Annotated in this window: 16 protein-coding genes; 12 read left to right on the top strand and 4 right to left on the bottom strand. The window is 39.1% G+C overall.

Annotation, left to right across the window (positions count from 1 at the left end; genetic code table 11):
* Nucleotides 1–128 precede the first annotated feature (128 nt).
* Complete coding sequence (locus ACTJKC_RS11675; RefSeq protein WP_440792080.1) at nucleotides 129–701, top strand: non-canonical purine NTP diphosphatase; 573 nt, start codon at nucleotides 129–131, stop codon at nucleotides 699–701.
* Nucleotides 702–837: 136 nt separating this feature from the next.
* Here ACTJKC_RS11675 and ACTJKC_RS11670 read toward each other — a convergent pair whose 3' ends face one another.
* On the bottom strand, nucleotides 838–3,261 hold the full coding sequence (locus ACTJKC_RS11670; RefSeq protein ID WP_440792078.1) for an OstA-like protein: 2,424 nt from the start codon (nucleotides 3,259–3,261) through the stop codon (nucleotides 838–840).
* Between the two features lie 65 nt (nucleotides 3,262–3,326).
* Between ACTJKC_RS11670 and tilS the strand changes: the two genes are divergently transcribed.
* The 4 genes from tilS to ACTJKC_RS11650 all read left to right on the top strand — a co-directional run bounded on the left by tilS (nucleotide 3,327) and on the right by ACTJKC_RS11650 (nucleotide 7,076).
* Nucleotides 3,327–4,658 (top strand): tRNA lysidine(34) synthetase TilS, encoded by a 1,332-nt coding sequence (gene tilS / locus ACTJKC_RS11665; protein ID WP_440792076.1) that lies wholly within the window; start codon nucleotides 3,327–3,329, stop codon nucleotides 4,656–4,658.
* Nucleotides 4,659–5,147 (top strand): hypothetical protein, encoded by a 489-nt coding sequence (locus ACTJKC_RS11660; protein ID WP_025144182.1) that lies wholly within the window; start codon nucleotides 4,659–4,661, stop codon nucleotides 5,145–5,147.
* A 118-nt stretch (nucleotides 5,148–5,265) separates the two neighbouring features.
* Nucleotides 5,266–6,408, top strand: coding sequence for an N-acetyl-alpha-D-glucosaminyl L-malate synthase BshA (gene bshA / locus ACTJKC_RS11655; protein WP_344853497.1), 1,143 nt, complete (start codon nucleotides 5,266–5,268; stop codon nucleotides 6,406–6,408).
* Between the two features lie 221 nt (nucleotides 6,409–6,629).
* Complete coding sequence (locus tag ACTJKC_RS11650) at nucleotides 6,630–7,076, top strand: KTSC domain-containing protein (protein ID WP_344853498.1); 447 nt, start codon at nucleotides 6,630–6,632, stop codon at nucleotides 7,074–7,076.
* 161 nt (nucleotides 7,077–7,237) lie between these two features.
* Here ACTJKC_RS11650 and cysS read toward each other — a convergent pair whose 3' ends face one another.
* Entirely contained in the window at nucleotides 7,238–8,698 is a 1,461-nt protein-coding gene (cysS, locus tag ACTJKC_RS11645) for a cysteine--tRNA ligase (RefSeq protein WP_440792073.1), read from the bottom strand.
* A 362-nt stretch (nucleotides 8,699–9,060) separates the two neighbouring features.
* On the opposite strand from cysS, the gene ACTJKC_RS11640 reads away from it, so the two are divergent.
* From ACTJKC_RS11640 to ACTJKC_RS11625, 4 genes are all read left to right on the top strand, one after another.
* On the top strand, nucleotides 9,061–9,492 hold the full coding sequence (locus ACTJKC_RS11640) for a GNAT family N-acetyltransferase (RefSeq protein WP_440792071.1): 432 nt from the start codon (nucleotides 9,061–9,063) through the stop codon (nucleotides 9,490–9,492).
* Nucleotides 9,493–9,595: 103 nt separating this feature from the next.
* On the top strand, nucleotides 9,596–10,489 hold the full coding sequence (lipA, locus tag ACTJKC_RS11635; protein WP_025144173.1) for a lipoyl synthase: 894 nt from the start codon (nucleotides 9,596–9,598) through the stop codon (nucleotides 10,487–10,489).
* Nucleotides 10,490–10,604: 115 nt separating this feature from the next.
* Complete coding sequence (locus tag ACTJKC_RS11630; protein WP_344853501.1) at nucleotides 10,605–11,156, top strand: RNA polymerase sigma factor; 552 nt, start codon at nucleotides 10,605–10,607, stop codon at nucleotides 11,154–11,156.
* 2 nt (nucleotides 11,157–11,158) lie between these two features.
* Nucleotides 11,159–12,016 carry an anti-sigma factor gene (locus ACTJKC_RS11625; protein WP_440792068.1) on the top strand — a complete coding sequence of 286 codons (858 nt, stop codon included), beginning with the start codon at nucleotides 11,159–11,161 and terminating at the stop codon, nucleotides 12,014–12,016.
* A gap of 615 nt (nucleotides 12,017–12,631) precedes the next feature.
* Here the strand turns inward: ACTJKC_RS11625 and ACTJKC_RS11620 are convergent.
* Together ACTJKC_RS11620 and ACTJKC_RS11615 are read right to left on the bottom strand one after the other, a co-directional pair.
* Nucleotides 12,632–13,333, bottom strand: coding sequence for an AIM24 family protein (locus tag ACTJKC_RS11620; protein ID WP_440792066.1), 702 nt, complete (start codon nucleotides 13,331–13,333; stop codon nucleotides 12,632–12,634).
* 114 nt (nucleotides 13,334–13,447) lie between these two features.
* Complete coding sequence (locus tag ACTJKC_RS11615; RefSeq protein WP_440792064.1) at nucleotides 13,448–14,944, bottom strand: NAD(P)H-hydrate dehydratase; 1,497 nt, start codon at nucleotides 14,942–14,944, stop codon at nucleotides 13,448–13,450.
* Nucleotides 14,945–15,139: 195 nt separating this feature from the next.
* Between ACTJKC_RS11615 and yiaA the strand changes: the two genes are divergently transcribed.
* The 3 genes from yiaA (at nucleotide 15,140) to ACTJKC_RS11600 (ending at nucleotide 16,983) form a co-directional block, all read left to right on the top strand.
* Nucleotides 15,140–15,547, top strand: a complete 408-nt coding sequence (yiaA, locus tag ACTJKC_RS11610) for an inner membrane protein YiaA (RefSeq protein WP_344853504.1) — start codon at nucleotides 15,140–15,142, stop codon at nucleotides 15,545–15,547.
* A gap of 156 nt (nucleotides 15,548–15,703) precedes the next feature.
* Nucleotides 15,704–16,417, top strand: coding sequence for a gamma-glutamyl-gamma-aminobutyrate hydrolase family protein (locus ACTJKC_RS11605; RefSeq protein ID WP_344853505.1), 714 nt, complete (start codon nucleotides 15,704–15,706; stop codon nucleotides 16,415–16,417).
* A 185-nt stretch (nucleotides 16,418–16,602) separates the two neighbouring features.
* Nucleotides 16,603–16,983 carry a DUF7793 family protein gene (locus tag ACTJKC_RS11600; protein ID WP_440792061.1) on the top strand — a complete coding sequence of 127 codons (381 nt, stop codon included), beginning with the start codon at nucleotides 16,603–16,605 and terminating at the stop codon, nucleotides 16,981–16,983.
* Nucleotides 16,984–17,008 lie beyond the last annotated feature (25 nt).

Here is a 17,008-nt window from a genome sequence, read left to right as displayed (position 1 = left end):
GTTATTAGTATCAAGTATCAAGATGTGGTATCATAGCCTTTACGTTAAAACCTAACCTTTCAACATTCCAACTTTTTAACCTTTCAACTTTTTAACCTTCCAACATTTCAACCATCCAACATTTTAAAATGAAAAAACTCGTTTTTGCCACCAACAATCAACACAAAACAGAAGAAATACGCGCTGCACTTGAAGGTAAATATGAAGTACTGAACCTGGAAGACATTGGCTGTTTTGTCGACATACCTGAAACGGCAGATACTTTTGAAGGTAATGCAAGTTTAAAAAGCGGTTACGTGGCAGAACATTTTAATTTAGACTGTTTTGCAGATGATAGCGGTTTGGAAGTAGCGGCCTTAAATAACGAACCGGGTGTGTACTCTGCAAGGTATTCTGGAAGTCGCGACAGCGCAGAAAACATTCAGCTTGTTTTAAAAAAACTTGAAGGAAACAGCAACAGGAGAGCCAGGTTTAAAACGGTAATTTCGCTGATGCAGAATGGCGAGAATCATATTTTTGAAGGTGTTATTGAAGGAACCATCAGAACCACATTATCTGGTTCGAAGGGTTTTGGTTATGATCCAATTTTTCAACCGGACGGCTATGATATCACCTTTGCTGAAATGGATATGGTAGAGAAAAACAAAATCAGCCACAGGGCCATTGCACTAAAGAAAATGATTGATTTTTTAAGGGGGTAGAGCGTTATAGTTTGAATAGATTAATAAATTTCGAAAGGTCGTCCTTTCGACCGCAGCGGAGAAATCTGCATACTTAAATTTTTCTTTTATATTTCTCCATTTCACTGCGTTCCAGTCGAAATGACGACAATACTAATTACATTTTACCAGCTGGCTTTTTTACCTGTAAAGTATCTTTTTTCACCTGAACACTATCCTTTTTTGGTAAAATGGGTTTAATACCAAAGTTAGCGGTATCTGCCTGCTTGCTAACTGGCAGTTTCTTATCCACATTTAAACTGTCTTTTCCCGGTACAATTTTTGGTTTATCAATAGGCATGTTACTGGCAGATTTACCTACCGGAACAGCTGTTTTTGCACCTGCAACAACAGGTTTGCCCGCCACGGTTTTTGCTTTTGCCTTGGGCTTGGGCTTCCCTGAGGAACCAACAGCATCTTTTTTTGATTTTGGCCGCTCGCTAGGTTTCCACGAAAAACCCTTTAAAGCATGATCTTTTGCTATGGTATTTTCGGGGTTTAGTGCACCTTCAACCCCTTTGATGTACACGATATCTTCGATGGCATTTTCCGTATTCTTAAAAATAAACTTAATTCTGCTGCTTAGCGTTTGGTTCATTTCTTTGTACACTTTTGTACTGTCATCCTGGGTATAATAAATACTTTCGGCGTTTCCATCTACATAAAGATTCTTCAATTTTCCGTTATAAAAGAAACCAGTCATTAATCTTCCTTTTATTTGGTTAAATCTTAACGAATCTTTTGGTGTATTAACCAGAAATGCATTTTTAATAGCCTGTAAATTATTCAGCTTTTTGTTTTTGAACTGCACATAAATGGTATCGCCAACCTGTTGCGAGCCTTCCGACCAGATAATCGGGTTACTGTAACAGCGTAAGGTAGAATCGGCACTGGTATAAAAAAGACTATCGGTTTTGGCCTGAATATTTGTTTTAAAGATTTTAACACCATGGTAAGCCTTAATAATACGCGCCTGAACAGTATCAGCAGGGTTAAACTTAGCAGTATCGGTCGCTTTGCCAGGCTTTAGATTTCCAATCGCTTTTGTTAAACTGTCTTTAATGCCAGATTTAGTTACCTTATTTTGCAGACTATCAATTTTTGTTTTTGAAACATCCTTAGTAATCAGCGCTGATTTGTTTGTAATCTTTTTCTGCATGCTGTCGATCTTCATTTTTGAAAGATCTTTTACATTTAAGCCGGTTTTATCCGTTATTTTCTTTTGCAGGCTATCTGTTTTAAATTTAGGTAGGTTTTTAATCAAAGAATCGGCCTTGTTTTTTAACACATTACTCTTTTGCAGGCTATCGGGGTTAATGGTGGATAGCCCTTTGCTGAGTGAATCTACTTTCGATTTTAAACTATCGGTACTTTTATCTTTCAGGTTGAACAAATCTTCCGTTTCAGCATCGCCTTTACCTTTTTTCTTTTTGTCTGCCCTTCGTTTACTTCTGTCTTCTTTTTGGGTAGACTGGATTTCCGGTTTCACTTTTGGTTCGCCCTTTTCCTTTTTCCCACCGCCATCTTCATCGTCCTCTCCAACCTGGTTATCGGCTTTAATTGAAATTTTGGGAATCAGTTTTAAAGTTTTTTGCAATACCATTTGTGTTTCTAAGGTATCTGCCCCCATCCATAAACTATCAGGCCTTTTTTTATTTTTCACCATTACCGAATCTTCGGTACCAATACCCAGATAGGCATTCCGGGTTACAAGCGTACGTTGATCAAGCTTATAATAATAACCTAAATCGCCGAACATTTTCATCTTATCCTTGGTGTCAGAAAAAACGATGTTTTTAACTGCCTTGCCAATTCCTTTTTTGCCGTAATAATATAAACTATCCCCTTTTAACGATCGTGTACCCTGTGTGTAAAGATTTTTCTTGCCGAAAAAAGCATCTTCCGTCATGGTATTATACTGGCCATTTTCGGTGTAAAGGTTATCGTCTTTTCCTTTGATATTGGTTGGGCCATAAAAGAAAGTCCATTTACTTTGAGTGTTGTAACTCATTGTATCTGATTTAATTACCGATTGCGGTGTAACCACCACCACATCGTACCTAAAATAAGCATCGTTTGAATTACTAAAGTAATAGCCGTTTTTACTGGTGAGTGTTACCTCTTTATTTACAATTTTACCGCCGCTGGTATAAGTACCTATTTTGCTGAGTGTATTATAATCTAAAATATTGGTGGTTAAAACTGATGTTGGATCGATCATCCTCACATTTCCCGTTAAATGCGCCTGCTTTTTATTTCCGTCATATTCCAGCTGGTCTGAATAAATATCGGTGGTAAGCTGGTTGATGTGCACATTTTTATAAGCTTCAAAATAATTCCGCTCGCTGTAAAACACAGCACTATCGCAGGCTAAAGTGGCGTTATCTTGCTGAAAAACAACAAAATTCAGATACGTCGCTTTCTTTTTAGTGTCACCTGAGATATGCCGGTAAGAAACAATCTTGATCTTCGAAGCGGGTTGCTGACCAAATAAAAATACCGGACTGATTAAAAGAAATAAAAAGACAAATAGTTTTTGCACACTACAAAGTTAGTTTTTTGTTCCGAACGTTCGGAATACCAGTTAAAATTAAATATTTTTGGTGGATGTTACCCGTACAGCCATTTCAGGATTTTATTGAACAGCAGCAATTATTTGTTCAGGGTAACAGGATTCTTTTGGCCGTTAGCGGAGGAAAAGATTCGGTATTAATGTTGCATTTATTTAAAGCGATAGGCGTTGATGTTGGAGTAGCACATTGTAATTTTAATTTAAGGGCCTGTGAGGCACAACGTGATGAAAGTTTTGTTGCATTACTGGCCAAAAATTTAGGGTTACCTTTTTATGTAACGCATTTTGACACCAAAAAATATGCAGCCGAAAATAAAATTTCGACGCAGATGGCCGCCCGTGATCTTCGCTACCAATGGTTTGAAAAAATCAGGCTTTCGGAGCAGTACGATTACATTGCCTTAGCACAGCACCAGAATGATGCGGTTGAAACCGTATTGATTAACCTTACCCGTGGCACAGGAATTAGCGGATTGCATGGCATTTTGCCTAAGCGCGACCGGTTGATCAGGCCTTTGCTGTTCTTAAACCGGCAACAGATTGAAGAATTGGTGACCGACAACAACATCGATTTTGTGGAAGACAGCTCGAACGCCAGCACCCATTATACCCGGAACAAGATCAGGTTACAGGTTGTACCGCATTTGCAGGAAATTAACCCAAACCTGGAGAAAACCTTTGCCGAAAATATTGCCCGTTTTGCTGAGCTGGAAACTTTGTTAAATGTTCAGGTTCAAAAACTGGCAGATAAAATTTTAAACAAAAGGATTGATGGCATTTATATTCCTTTAGCAGAAATTACACGATTAAAACCTCAAAAGCTATTACTTTACGAATTGCTTAAGCCTTTTGGCTTTGGTGAGAATGTAATACAGGAAATCCTGGATAGTTTAAAGGCACTTAGCGGAACACATTTTTTTAGTTCAACCCATCAGGCCATTATCAATAGAAATGACCTGGTAATTGTTGAAAAAAGTGCTTCGGTTAATGCCAATCAGTTTATCCACCCGGCTACCGAAGGCATTGTTTTCGGAGATCACGAAATAGTATTAAAATTTACAGAAGAAATAAAATTCGAATCGAACCCGAATAAAGCCTATATTAATGCCGGTAAGCTAATTTTTCCACTGGTATTGAGGAACTGGCAAAACGGGGATAAATTTATCCCGCTGGGTATGAGAAGTCTGAAAAAAGTAAGTGATTATTTTATAGACGAAAAAGTTCCACTACATTTGAAAAACACCACCCCTATTTTAGTAAACGGAAATGGCGAAATTGTTTGGATTGCAGGTATGCGACAGGATAACCGATATAAATTAACTACTGCAACAAAAAAAGTTGCTATATTCGAACTCAAAATTAAATAAGTGGAAAGCAGATACGCCTATATCGAAAAACAATACATCGGCCGCGATTATGTCCGCATTTTTATTCGGTTAATTATGGCTGCTTTCTGTTTTGCGGCCTACGTATATGAGCGCGACCGCGATAATACTCAGGATCTGTTTCTGGTGGTAGGCTTCGGGATTATCGGTGTTTCTATGCTCCTGTTATTTCTGATCCAGTATAAAATTATTGTAGATAATGGCAGCATGGTACTGGATGGACTCTGGACAACAAAACGGGTTAAAATAGATTTAAACAGCATTGTTGATGTGCGCAAGGCAACCTATAGCCGTTATTTTTTTAATAATCCTGTTTATAACCTCCATACCAAAGGCACTATCCGTTTCTATTCGTCAGGTAAAGATGCCGTTGTATTAACCGATCGTGATGGTTTAGAATATTTCATAGGCACACAACGACCTAATGAACTGTTTTTGGTGATTAAAGAGGAAATGAGAAACCTCAAATAGTTGCACTCGTTTTCTCATAAAAATCTCTACTTATTATCTAGTCTTTATTATTGCAATAGGCCGACACGCATTATAGATTAAAATCGGGTACATTTGCGGTAACAACAATACGTTTATAATGAAGATAGGAATTGTTTGCTACCCCACTTTTGGCGGTAGTGGAGTAGTTGCAACAGAACTTGGTAAGGCGCTTGCTAACGAGGGTCATCAGGTTCACTTTATCACATATAGTCAGCCGGCCAGGCTCGATTTCTTTTCTGCTAACCTTTTTTATCACGAGGTTTCGGTTAGGAATTACCCGCTTTTTGATTATGCTCCTTACGAATCGGCATTGGCCAGCAAACTGGTAGATGTTGTCCGTTTTGAGCAACTGGATGTATTGCATGTTCATTATGCCATTCCGCATGCTTCTGCTGCTTTTATGGCCAAACAGATTTTAGCCAGTTATGGCCTTCATATCCCGGTGGTAACCACTTTGCACGGTACCGATATTACTTTGGTGGGTAAAGATCCAACCTATAAACCTGTAGTAACTTTCTCTATTAACCAAAGCGATGGCGTAACCACCGTTTCGGAAGATTTAAAAGAAGATACCTATCGCCACTTCGAAATTACAAAAGAAATTAAAGTCATCCCTAATTTTATCGATTTTAGCAGGTTTAGTTTACAGGCAAAAGATCACTTTAAAAAAGCAATTGCCCCAAATAACGAACGGATTTTAATCCACACCAGCAATTTCAGAAAGGTAAAACGTACAGAAGATGTAATCAAAATTTTCGAAAAGGTACAGGCGGTAATTCCATCAAAACTGTTAATGGTTGGCGATGGACCGGAGCGTGTGTATAACGAACAGCTTTGCCGGTCGCTTAACATCTGCGAAAATGTGCGCTTTTTAGGTAAACAGGATGCCGTAGAGGAAATTTTATCAGTATCTGATCTGTTCTTAATGCCTTCAGAATCAGAAAGTTTCGGATTAGCTGCATTGGAAGCCATGGCTTGCAAAGTACCGATAATTACCACCAATGCCGGTGGTTTACCGGAACTTAATGTAGATGGTTTTTGCGGTTACATGAGCAATGTTGGTGATGTTGATGCCATGGCCGCCCACGCCATGGAAATACTGAAAGATGATGAAACATTGAACCGTTTTAAAGAAAATGCTTTTACAAGAGCACAGGATTTCGATCTGAAAAAAATCCTTCCGGAGTATATCAATTATTATAAAGAAGTAATAGAAAACTCTTTACAAGCTAAATATTAACCGCTTATTGCGTTTTATGATATGAAGTTTTGCAGTGTAAATGCTGCAAAACTTTTTTTGTGCCCAATTTTACCATTAGGTTAGGTTATTGTTAATATTTCAAAAAACAAAACTTTCTCAAAATCAAATGATTATAAATCGTATCTTTGCGGCCTTGAAACGGTTTGGCGGATAGAATTGCTAAAGTCGTTTCATCAAAATTAAAAAAGAGGTTAGCCCAAATGAAAAAAATAGTTGATTACAGAAAGCTTTTGAACGTAGATAAAAATGCTGAGTTAAAAGAGCTTAAATCGGTGTACCGTACATTGATGAAAGATTGTCACCCTGATAAATTTCAGCAGGAAGAAGAGAAATTGGATGCAGAAGCAAGAAGTAAAGAAATTATCGAAGCTTACCATTTCTTAGTAAGTATTGCGCCTGAAACCCGTGAGCAAAATATCGAAACGTACACACAAACCACTACTTTATCTAACATTCAGGATTTCGAATACAAACAACAGGTATTAAATATCCAGTTTTTTGATGGAAGTGCTTACGAATATTTCGATGTGCCAAAAGCAATTTATGTGAAACTGGTAAATGCCGATTCTCCGGGACGTTTCGCCCGCAGACATATTTTTAACGAATTTCCTTACCGCAACGTTGCAAGGGTAGCGGAAACAGCATAAAGTCAATAACTAAAAAAGGTCCTGATGAAATTTCATCAGGACCTTTTTTTACACCTTCATTTATGAATCAGCGATAATTTATTGTTAATACCCGGCGTGCTAAACCAATTTTTCTCATCGTTTAAACGACTCATGACTTTGGACTATAGACTCAGGACTACTTAAGCCTTACTCCAGGTCGTTCCCTCTTTACCATCCTTAAGCTGAATACCCAATTCCTGCAATCCGATACGGATACGGTCTGAAGTTGCATAATCCTTATTGGCTTTTGCCTCGGTTCTTAGATTGATTACCATATCTAAAACGCCGTTTAAGTCGTTTCCTCCGGCATCTTCATCCTTCAAACCTAAAATATCGAATACGAAATCGTTAATCAGCTGTTTTAGTTTTTCTAAAGCTTCGGCTGAGATTTTCCCTTTACCATCGTAAACGGTATTGATGATGCGAACGGCTTCAAAAAGCTCTGCAACTAAAATCGGACTGTTAAAATCGTCATTCATGGCTGCAATGCATTTCTCTTTCAATGCATCAATATCAAAATCGTTTTGCTCAGAAACCGATAGTTTATCTAGAAGGCCAATTGCCGACATTAAACGGCGGAATCCTTTCTCCGAAGCATCCAGAGCATCGTTAGAAAAATCTAAAGTACTGCGGTAATGTGCCTGCAACATGAAAAATTTCACCGTCATCGGGCTATAACCTTTTTTCAGTAAAGGGTGGTCGCCCGTAAACAACTCTAAAGGAAGAAAGCCATTACCGGCCGATTTAGACATGCGTGTGCCATTTACCGTAAGCATATTGGTATGCATCCAGTAGCGTGCAGGCTGTTTATGGCTGCAGGCTTCAGATTGTGCAATTTCGTTGGTATGGTGCGTGGCCGCTAAATCCATTCCACCACCGTGGATATCAAACTCGGCGCCTAAATATTTAGCGCTCATGGCCGAACATTCAATATGCCAGCCCGGAAAGCCCATGCCCCATGGCGATTGCCATTGCATTAAAGTTTCAGGTTTGGCTTTTATCCAAAGGGCAAAATCCAGCCTGCCGCGCTTCTCATCCTGTCCACCCAGTTCGCGGGTATTGTTCAGCATGTCTTCCAGGTTGCGGTTGGTTAAAATGGTGTAATTATATTCCTTACTGTATTTTTCTACATCAAAATATACGTTACCGTCCACCTCATAACCATAACCATTCGCAATAATCACCTTAATCATTTCTATCTGCTCAATAATATGGCCGGTAGCCGTAGGCTCAATACTGGGCGGCTGGGTATTAAACATGCGCAAAACATCATGGAAACCCAAAGTATATTTCTGTACAATTTCCATCGGCTCAAGCTGTTCCAATTTTGCACGCTTTGCAAATTTATCATCACCTTCATCCCTGTCGCCCTCCAAATGGCCGGCATCGGTAATATTGCGCACATACCGCACCTTATAACCAGCATATTTAAGGTACCTGAAAATTAAATCGAAAGAGATAAAAGTGCGACAGTTGCCCAGGTGCACATCGCTATAAACGGTCGGACCGCAAACATACATCCCAACATTGGGTGCATTTAAGGGTTGAAAAAGTTCTTTTTTGCGTGAAAGCGTATTGTAAAGCTGTAAGCCAGTATCCATATTGCAAATGTAAGATTTAGTTAGAAAGTTAAAACCTTTAAAATGGTAATGTTTGGCTTATGATTTTTAGCTAACATTTATCCACTGGGCAGAATGATTATTTTATACTGTTGGATTGTTTGATTGCTATATTGTTTTATTGCCAGTTTGTTATTTGGAAAGCTGCTTTAGTGCTCATCGGTTACAGCAGTCCCTCTTCCGCTGTAGCTTCGCCGAAGAGGCTCAGGCTGCCGCTCCAATAGGGTTTAGGTGGCACGGGCTGGTGTTATTAGGAAGATAACCAGCAAGCATCCGTGTCGTCAGGATGTACATATGAATAATTTTTTAATCCTAATTTAGCTTAACATAATAAATTTTCAACAATGGTCGAAATCAGGGTAATAACCGAAAAAGATGCAGAAAGTGTAGCCGGGCTATCCACACAATTGGGTTACCAAAGCAATATCGAACAAACACTGTTCAGGATCAGGCAAATCAGCAACAATAACAATAACTGCGCTTACGTTGCCCTGCTCGATAATAAAATAGTCGGCTGGATCCACGGTTTTTACACTTTAAGGATAGAATCAGATCCTTTTGTCGAAATCGGCGGATTAGTTGTTGATGCTGAATACCGCAACCTAAAAATCGGGAAACAGTTAATTGATCGTGTAAAACTTTGGGCAAAACAGCAACAAGTAAAAAAATTAAAAGTGAGGTGCAATACCAAACGCACCGAAAGCCATCAGTTTTACGAGCGAATTGGTTTTACAGAGAACAAACGGCAGATTGCATTTGAAATGGATCTGATTTAGACCTCATATATAGTTACAGTTAACCTGACGAACCCAACTATTATTACAACCCTCAAACATTTCGGCATTGCAACAATTCAATCCTATTCATTAACTTTGTACCATGATTGATTTACCGGTAGTACCTGCTGTAACTGAAGTTAAACGCAAACCAGATTGGTTACGCGTAAAATTGCCCGTTGGTAAAGAATATGCACAAGTTCGCAGTTTAGTAGACACGCATAAGCTGCATACCATCTGCGAAAGCGGAAACTGCCCGAATATGGGCGAGTGTTGGGGTGCAGGTACGGCAACTTTCATGATTTTAGGGAACATCTGTACCCGCAGCTGCTCTTTCTGTGCCGTGGCAACGGGGCGCCCCTTAGCAGTTGATGTTGACGAGCCTAACCGCATTGCCGATTCGGTAAGGTTAATGGGTGTAAAACACTGCGTAATTACTTCGGTAGACCGCGATGATTTAAAAGATGGCGGTTCAATTATCTGGGCTGAAACCCTACAGGCCATCCGCAGAGAAAGCCCGATAACTACTTTAGAAACCTTAATCCCCGATTTTAAAGGTCAGTGGGATAATTTATACCGCGTTTTAGAAGAACGCCCTGAGGTGGTATCGCATAATATGGAAACCGTTAAGCGTTTAACCAGACAGGTACGTATCCAGGCTAAATACGACAGAAGTTTAGAGGCTTTAAAAAGAATTTCAGAATTTGGTTTAAGAACCAAAACAGGTATTATGCTTGGCCTTGGCGAAACTGAAGAAGATATTTTCGAAGCCATGGATGATTTAGTGGCCAATGGCGTGCACATCCTAACCTTAGGTCAATATTTACAGCCAACCCGCAACCACCACCCTGTGGTAGACTGGATCCACCCTGATACTTTTGCCATGTACAAAGAAGCTGGTTTGGCAAAAGGATTAAAATATGTAGAAAGTGGTCCGCTGGTACGTTCATCTTACCATGCAGAAAAACACCTTTTCCCGATTGAAGGGATAGCATAATTCTATTTCTTGGAAATAGATCTGTAATGTTTTAAAAATCGCACTCTCAGATGGAATGCATTTTTAAAACATTTTTTTGCTTTTGGTGTTCTGTATTGTATCTTAGTGACCAATAGTGACTGCATTAAAAAAATTAACCCTATCTGAGCCTGAACTTGTTCAAGCACTGCAATCGAAAGATCCGGCGGTACTAAAAACACTGTACAGCATGTATTCGTCAGCACTTTATGGCGTTATTTCACGCATTATTACCCACACAGAGCTTGCAGAGGATGTATTACAAGAAACTTTTGTAAAAATCTGGCAGTCTGCAACACACTATGATCATACAAAAGGACGTTTGTTTACGTGGATGATGAATATTGCCCGCAATTTATCGATCGACAAACTCCGTTCTAAAGATTTTAAGAATTCACTCAAAAACCAAGATATAGAAAATAACGTAAGTTTCGTTGATGAACAAAACAAGGTTACGTTTAATCCTGATGTTCTTGGTGTTAAGCAACTTGTAGACAACCTTAAACCGGATTTACAAGCAGTTCTTGATTTAGTTTATTACAAGGGTTTCACACATGTGGAAGCCGCAGAAAAGTTAGATCTGCCATTAGGTACGGTGAAAACCCGGATCCGGTTGGCTATTATTGAATTGAGAAGGAATTTTAATTGAGCGTGGAAAATTTAAAAGCATATATCGAATCTGGAGTACTTGAACTGTACGTTTTAGGTGATTTATCACCTGAAGAAGCGTTGCAGGTTGAGGAAATGGCATCTCAAAGCTCCGAGGTAAGAGATGAAATAGCTGCCATTGAGCAGGCTATGGAGCAATATGCTATGCAAAATGCTGTAGAACCATCTGCAGATGTAGAAATAAGATTATTCGAAAAGTTGGGATTAAGTGAAGTTGAAGAGAATGTGAATGTTCAACCCGAACCAATTTATACAGAAGAACCAAGAATTATACGTTTAGATGGAAGTGATGCCAAAGTGAGAACTTTACGTTACGCCTTAGTTGCTTGTATAGCTTTATTGGTAGTAAGTACAGCTGCATTGTTTATTACCTATAACAAGTTGAACGCTGCACATGATCAGATTGCAAGTTTAAACCTGGATAAGCAAAAGTTTGCCGGCGTAGTAAATAAACTGGAGTTTGAAAACCAGGGCTTAGATAATATGGCTGCCATGGCCGATAGCAAAGAATGGGCAACCATCAGAATGGCAGGACAGGCTTTTAGCCCAACTTCTAAAATGAAGGTGTACTGGAACAAAAAAGATAAAAGTGTACTGATTAATTATGTGGCGATGGATTTACCTAAAACCGATGCAGAACACGAATATCAGTTATGGGCTTTGGTAAATGGAAAACCGGTAAGTTTAGGCGTATTCGGTAAAACTGATTCGACCAATAACGAAGCACTTGTAAAAATGCAGACCATTCAGGAGGCACAGGCCTTTGCCGTAACCTTAGAGCCTATGGGCGGAAGCGTTAACCCAACCATGGATAAATTAACCGTAATGGGCGGTGTATAATCAGAAGTTATTTAATCAACATATTAAAATCCCGGCATTGATAAAATGTCGGGATTTTTTGTTTCCTTCCTGCTTGAATGTTATTTCGATTGAAGCGCAGCGAAACGGAGAAATCTAAAAGTGGGGTAAAATATTCGAAAATTTCCTAATAAAGGTAGTTAAAGCTGCGCATTTATATTAGAAAATGATCATTTAAAGCTCCGTAGGTGCTGTAGTCCCGTTATTCACTCCAATCTTTTTATTGCTAATATTGCTACCAGGCAAAGGGTTTATTTTAATATTACTCAGGCAATAAAAAGGATTTTCGTTACTACCGGGTTTAGGAATTGATGTGCGTGGCTCCTGGCCATTTAACCGTTGTGCTGCGCCCTGCAACCCTCAATAGTTGTACGGCCCGTGCCATTTAAACCTGACAGGAGCGAACACCGAACGCAGAGAGGTAAAGCGAATGGCAGGACTGTCGTTGTCTAAATGCTTCTGTATGTGCTTTCCAAAAAAGCGGATAAATATTTTTTTACTGAAAGAAGCGCAATACATGATTAACACATGCAGAGAGACCTTATCATAAAGATCTCTCCGCTCCACTGTGTTTCGGTCGAGATGAAGATTCGGTAATTATGATTTCGCGGCGTATTTCACTTCTTCGTAAGGCTGCACCAGCACCCATCCTTCGCCAAAAAATTCCAGCTGGAACGATTCGCCGCTTCCCCTGCCGATAAAAGAACCGAAAGTTAAATTGGTTTTAATGTTTGGGGTTAAATTTTCAGACCAGGCCACGGTAGCATTAGGATCGGTATAAACCGGTTGATTAGCTGTAACCCTCAATAAAATCGGTTCGCCATGCGTGGTAATGGCAATATAACCGCTTCCAGATAATTTCACCTGAAATAAACCGCCGCTCATCATTCCGGCGATGCTTTTGAGCATTTTAATTTCGTTTTTAATGTTTTCTTCCAATGCTAAAACATCATTCCCATTAACAAAAACCGATTCGTTTTGAAGTTTAATGATTTTAACCTTTTTGCCTTCATCAGCCAGGTACAATTTACCGGTACCGGTTGCGTGCATCAGTGATGTTCCTTCACCAGAGATGGCTTTTTTTAATAAACCACCCAAGCCCTTGCTTAATAAACCTTCTCTTTTAAAATCGATATGACCAATATATGCCACCATTGAGCCTGCTTTGGCCAAAATCTTTTGGTTTTTCAGGTTAACTTCGAGCATGGCGGGTTTTTCCAATTCAAAAAAATCGTTTTCTGCCGGGTTTTCTGCCGATTCCTTTATGAGTTCGTTCAGCGTGTATTCTTTTTGTGCCATAATAATTTCGTTTTCCTTTTTTAGATATCTGATTAAATATTCCCTTAAGCTATAAATTATTAACTATAAATATAGTAGAAACAGGGATATTTTTTTTTACACATTGACTTAAAACTATCTGGGGATCAATAATTTAATTTCTCCTGATATTCTTCTAACCACTTGTGAAGCGGTAACCACGAAGTGCTCATGAGCCAGATCATCACCAGCTTTCCCATGAATGTAACAGGCTAAAATGGCAGCATCTGCAACTGTATATCGCTGCGCCACAAAGCCTGCAATAATTCCGGTTAAAATATCGCCCATCCCCCCTTGCGCCATCGCCGGATTACCAGTCGGGTTAATCAATACTTTGCCCGTTGGAAGACAGATAAAAGTATATTGGTTTTTAAGTATGATAACAATCTTTAATTTTTTTGCCTGTTCTCTGGCCGATTGCACCCTGTCCCACCAGCTTTCATGTTCGCCAAACAACCGATCGAACTCTTTCATATGGGGGGTAAGAATGGTGTTTGGGGCAAGTTTATCGATCAGATCGCGTTTTTCGCCCAATATATTCAAGGCATCCGCATCAATTATTAAAGGCTGTTTAAACAGAACTAAACTTTCTAATAATTTTTCATTTTCAGGATCTGTTCCTAAACCCGGTCCGATGGCTATGGCCTGGTATTTTTTAAGGTCTTCAATTCTGGTGTATTCATCTCTGGGCAATGCCATCACCTCGGGCAAGGTCGTATTTAACGCAATTAAACCACCCTGCGGAATACAAGCCGTAGTTAAACCTGCACCGGCATGCAAACAAGCCATTGATGAAAGCAGAGCGGCCCCCATGGTATTGGTATTCCCGGCGATAATTAATGCGTGACCATAGGTTCCTTTATGGCTAAACAATTTCCGCGGGCGAAGGATATTTTGAATATCACTCTCTTCAATCAACTGAAAAGCAGCATCCTGTTTTTGAATAAACCCTTCATCCAAATCAATTTCTACTACTTCAAATTTTTCGGTTGCAGCTGCAGATTCGGGAAAGAAAAAGTTAATTTTTGGACGTTGAAAGGAGATTGTTTTGTAGGCTTTGATGCCATTATATACTTCAGGCAATTTTCCTTCAGCAAAAAAACCTGTAGGTACATCAACAGCATACACCTTTTTATGTTGTTTGTTAATAAACTGCACCAGCTCTTCATAATCGCCAGCCAGCGCTTTATTTAAACCAGAACCTAAAATGGCATCAATTACTAAATCTGCTTTAAGGCTTTTCAGCTCGGAAGGCTGGTTAATAACTACTTTTTTGCAGCGCGATTCGTCTATCCGTTGCAGGTTAATGGCAAAATCGTCGCTTTGCTTGTTACTGAAGTTGATGATATACACTTTTATATTCTGATAACCATTAGCCAGCAGCAAATGGGCAACAGCCAATCCATCTCCCCCATTATTTCCTTTGCCGCAAAAAACAGCAACACTTTTAGTGGGATCAAACTCATCTCTCAAAAAACTTTGTACAAAGGCCCTGGCGGCTTTCTCCATCAGATCGATTGAAGCAATTGGTTTGTTTGCAATGGTAAACTGATCGGCACTGCGCATTTGGGCAGAAGTTAGCAACGTTCGCATCTTACTAAGATAAAGTGTTTAAAATGATTAACCCTAAAGCACAGATAATGTTTTTATCCACCCTGTCAAAATAGGTTAAAGTAAAACGGACCGATTTAAATTAGTCCTTATTTGCAAGCAATGTATATATTAGACAAATAATAACATTCAGAAATCTTTAACGTTTTCTATTGAATTAAATTAAATCTCAAAACAATGAATCAAAAACCATCGAATGCATTCGTGGCTGCGGCCTGGATGGCATTAGGTATCGGAATGATCGGCTTTATTGTAGGCCTGTGGCGTTCGGATATGCTCCTCAACGAAAAAGGATATTATTTTACGGTATTGATGTTCGGCCTTTTTGCTGTAATCTCTTTACAAAAAGCTGTTCGCGATAAACTGGAAGGAATTCCGGTTACTGAAATTTATTACGGCATCAGCTGGTTTTCTACGCTGTTAACCATCACCTTACTGGTAATTGGTTTGTGGAATGCCACTTTACTGCCTAGCGAAAAAGGTTTCTATGCTTTTGCATTTCTACTCTCTCTGTTTGGTGCCATTACGGTACAGAAAAATACAAGAGACAGCCAGATTGTGAATAAAAACCGCGGTGCGGAGTAATGCTTAGCGGCTGTATCATTAGCGATTTCACTTTAGGCGCTGCCATTTTTGAGCCTGTCGAAACACCTTAAAGCGTATTTAAGTGAATCCTTCGACAGGCTACTATGCGCAGAATCCTGTTCAGCTGTGAAAACCTGTAGCAAAACTGAAAAGACTATGTCTGATAAAATAATTATTGGTGTTACCGACTGCAGCAAGTACGCCATTTACCGTGACTGGGTATTATCTTACAACAAAAATGTAGAAGTAATCCAGCTCGGGTACAAGCTTAACAATTTCGACGAGATCAAAAAGTGCGACGGTATCGTTTTAACCGGAGGTGAAGACGTACACCCAAGATTTTATAACCATCCCGAATATTATCATTATTGCTACGAGGATGATATCGATGAAAAACGTGATGAATTTGAATTTCAGGTTTTAACCTATACCGAAGCCCATTCAATTCCGGTTTTAGGCATATGCCGTGGCATACAGGTTGGGAATGTATTTTTTGGCGGCACTTTAATCCCCGATATCGCAACCTGGGGCAAATTTGATCATTCAAAAATGCACGATAAATCAGACCGCTATCACGAAATTTTGGTGAATCCTTCTTCATGGCTTAACCAGATTGTTAATACTGACAAAGGCCTGGTAAACAGTAACCACCATCAAAGCACTGATAGAACTGGAAAAGGGCTTGTAGTGAGCGCAATCTCTCCTGATGGGGTTACCGAAGCCATGGAACGATTGGAACCAGAAGGAAAATCGTTTTTATTATTTGTACAATGGCATCCCGAACGTTTAAAAGATCAGCAAAGTCCGTTTAGTAAAAATATACACGAGGCATTTATTCGTGCGATAAAGTTAAATATTAACCACAGCTAAAAAGGGTTAACACAGATCCTTATGATTATTACATTTTAAAATCTGTTGCAAAAACAAAGAATACGCATATCATTAACCCGGTAACTGAAGAAATCATTACCAGTTTAGAAAAGATAATTTGACCACGCTTCTTTGATAAACGAATTTAATATCATGTCAAAAAATCCAGCTATATTATAATTAATATGGAAGATAAACAGCTCATTGAAGGCGAAATTGCCGAATATCTATTAACTGATGATGGAATACTGATTTCGTACAGTAAAAGTATTTTACGTACCGTAGAAAATATTTCGGCCAATGTTGCACTGGTGAAGAAAATCACGGGAAATAAAAAAGTTCCACTGTTAATTTATTTAAAAAATTCGCCGGTTCCGGATAAAGAAACAAGAAAATTCTCGACAGAGCAACTGCCCCAAATTTATACTGCAATGGCCATGGTTTCGAAACCAGGTCTGGCGCAATTGATTATGAAGATTCTTTTCAAGTTTCAGATTCCGCCTATCCCCATGAAATCTTTTACAGATGATAAAAAAGCAATGGAATGGCTGAAGCAGTTTTTGTAAGTGAACCTTTATTTGTATCATTAAA

Origin of the sequence: Pedobacter sp. 22226 (genome assembly GCF_052045455.1) — a bacterium.
Taxonomy (GTDB): domain Bacteria; phylum Bacteroidota; class Bacteroidia; order Sphingobacteriales; family Sphingobacteriaceae; genus Pedobacter; species Pedobacter jeongneungensis.
Note: the sequence above shows the minus strand (reverse complement) of the source record. Positions and strands in the feature narration are given on the sequence as shown.

Bases quoted from the DNA above. Each gene is read 5' to 3' on its own strand.
- ACTJKC_RS11600 (WP_440792061.1), top strand. From the start codon at position 16,603: ATGGAAGATAAACAGCTCATTGAAGGCGAAATTGCCGAATATCTATTA.
- ACTJKC_RS11605 (WP_344853505.1), top strand. From the start codon at position 15,704: ATGTCTGATAAAATAATTATTGGTGTTACCGACTGCAGCAAGTACGCC.
- tilS (WP_440792076.1), top strand. From the start codon at position 3,327: ATGTTACCCGTACAGCCATTTCAGGATTTTATTGAACAGCAGCAATTA.
- ACTJKC_RS11615 (WP_440792064.1), bottom strand. From the start codon at position 14,944: ATGCGAACGTTGCTAACTTCTGCCCAAATGCGCAGTGCCGATCAGTTT.
- yiaA (WP_344853504.1), top strand. From the start codon at position 15,140: ATGAATCAAAAACCATCGAATGCATTCGTGGCTGCGGCCTGGATGGCA.
- ACTJKC_RS11620 (WP_440792066.1), bottom strand. From the start codon at position 13,333: ATGGCACAAAAAGAATACACGCTGAACGAACTCATAAAGGAATCGGCA.
- ACTJKC_RS11675 (WP_440792080.1), top strand. From the start codon at position 129: ATGAAAAAACTCGTTTTTGCCACCAACAATCAACACAAAACAGAAGAA.
- cysS (WP_440792073.1), bottom strand. From the start codon at position 8,698: ATGGATACTGGCTTACAGCTTTACAATACGCTTTCACGCAAAAAAGAA.
- ACTJKC_RS11640 (WP_440792071.1), top strand. From the start codon at position 9,061: ATGGTCGAAATCAGGGTAATAACCGAAAAAGATGCAGAAAGTGTAGCC.
- ACTJKC_RS11650 (WP_344853498.1), top strand. From the start codon at position 6,630: ATGAAAAAAATAGTTGATTACAGAAAGCTTTTGAACGTAGATAAAAAT.
- lipA (WP_025144173.1), top strand. From the start codon at position 9,596: ATGATTGATTTACCGGTAGTACCTGCTGTAACTGAAGTTAAACGCAAA.
- bshA (WP_344853497.1), top strand. From the start codon at position 5,266: ATGAAGATAGGAATTGTTTGCTACCCCACTTTTGGCGGTAGTGGAGTA.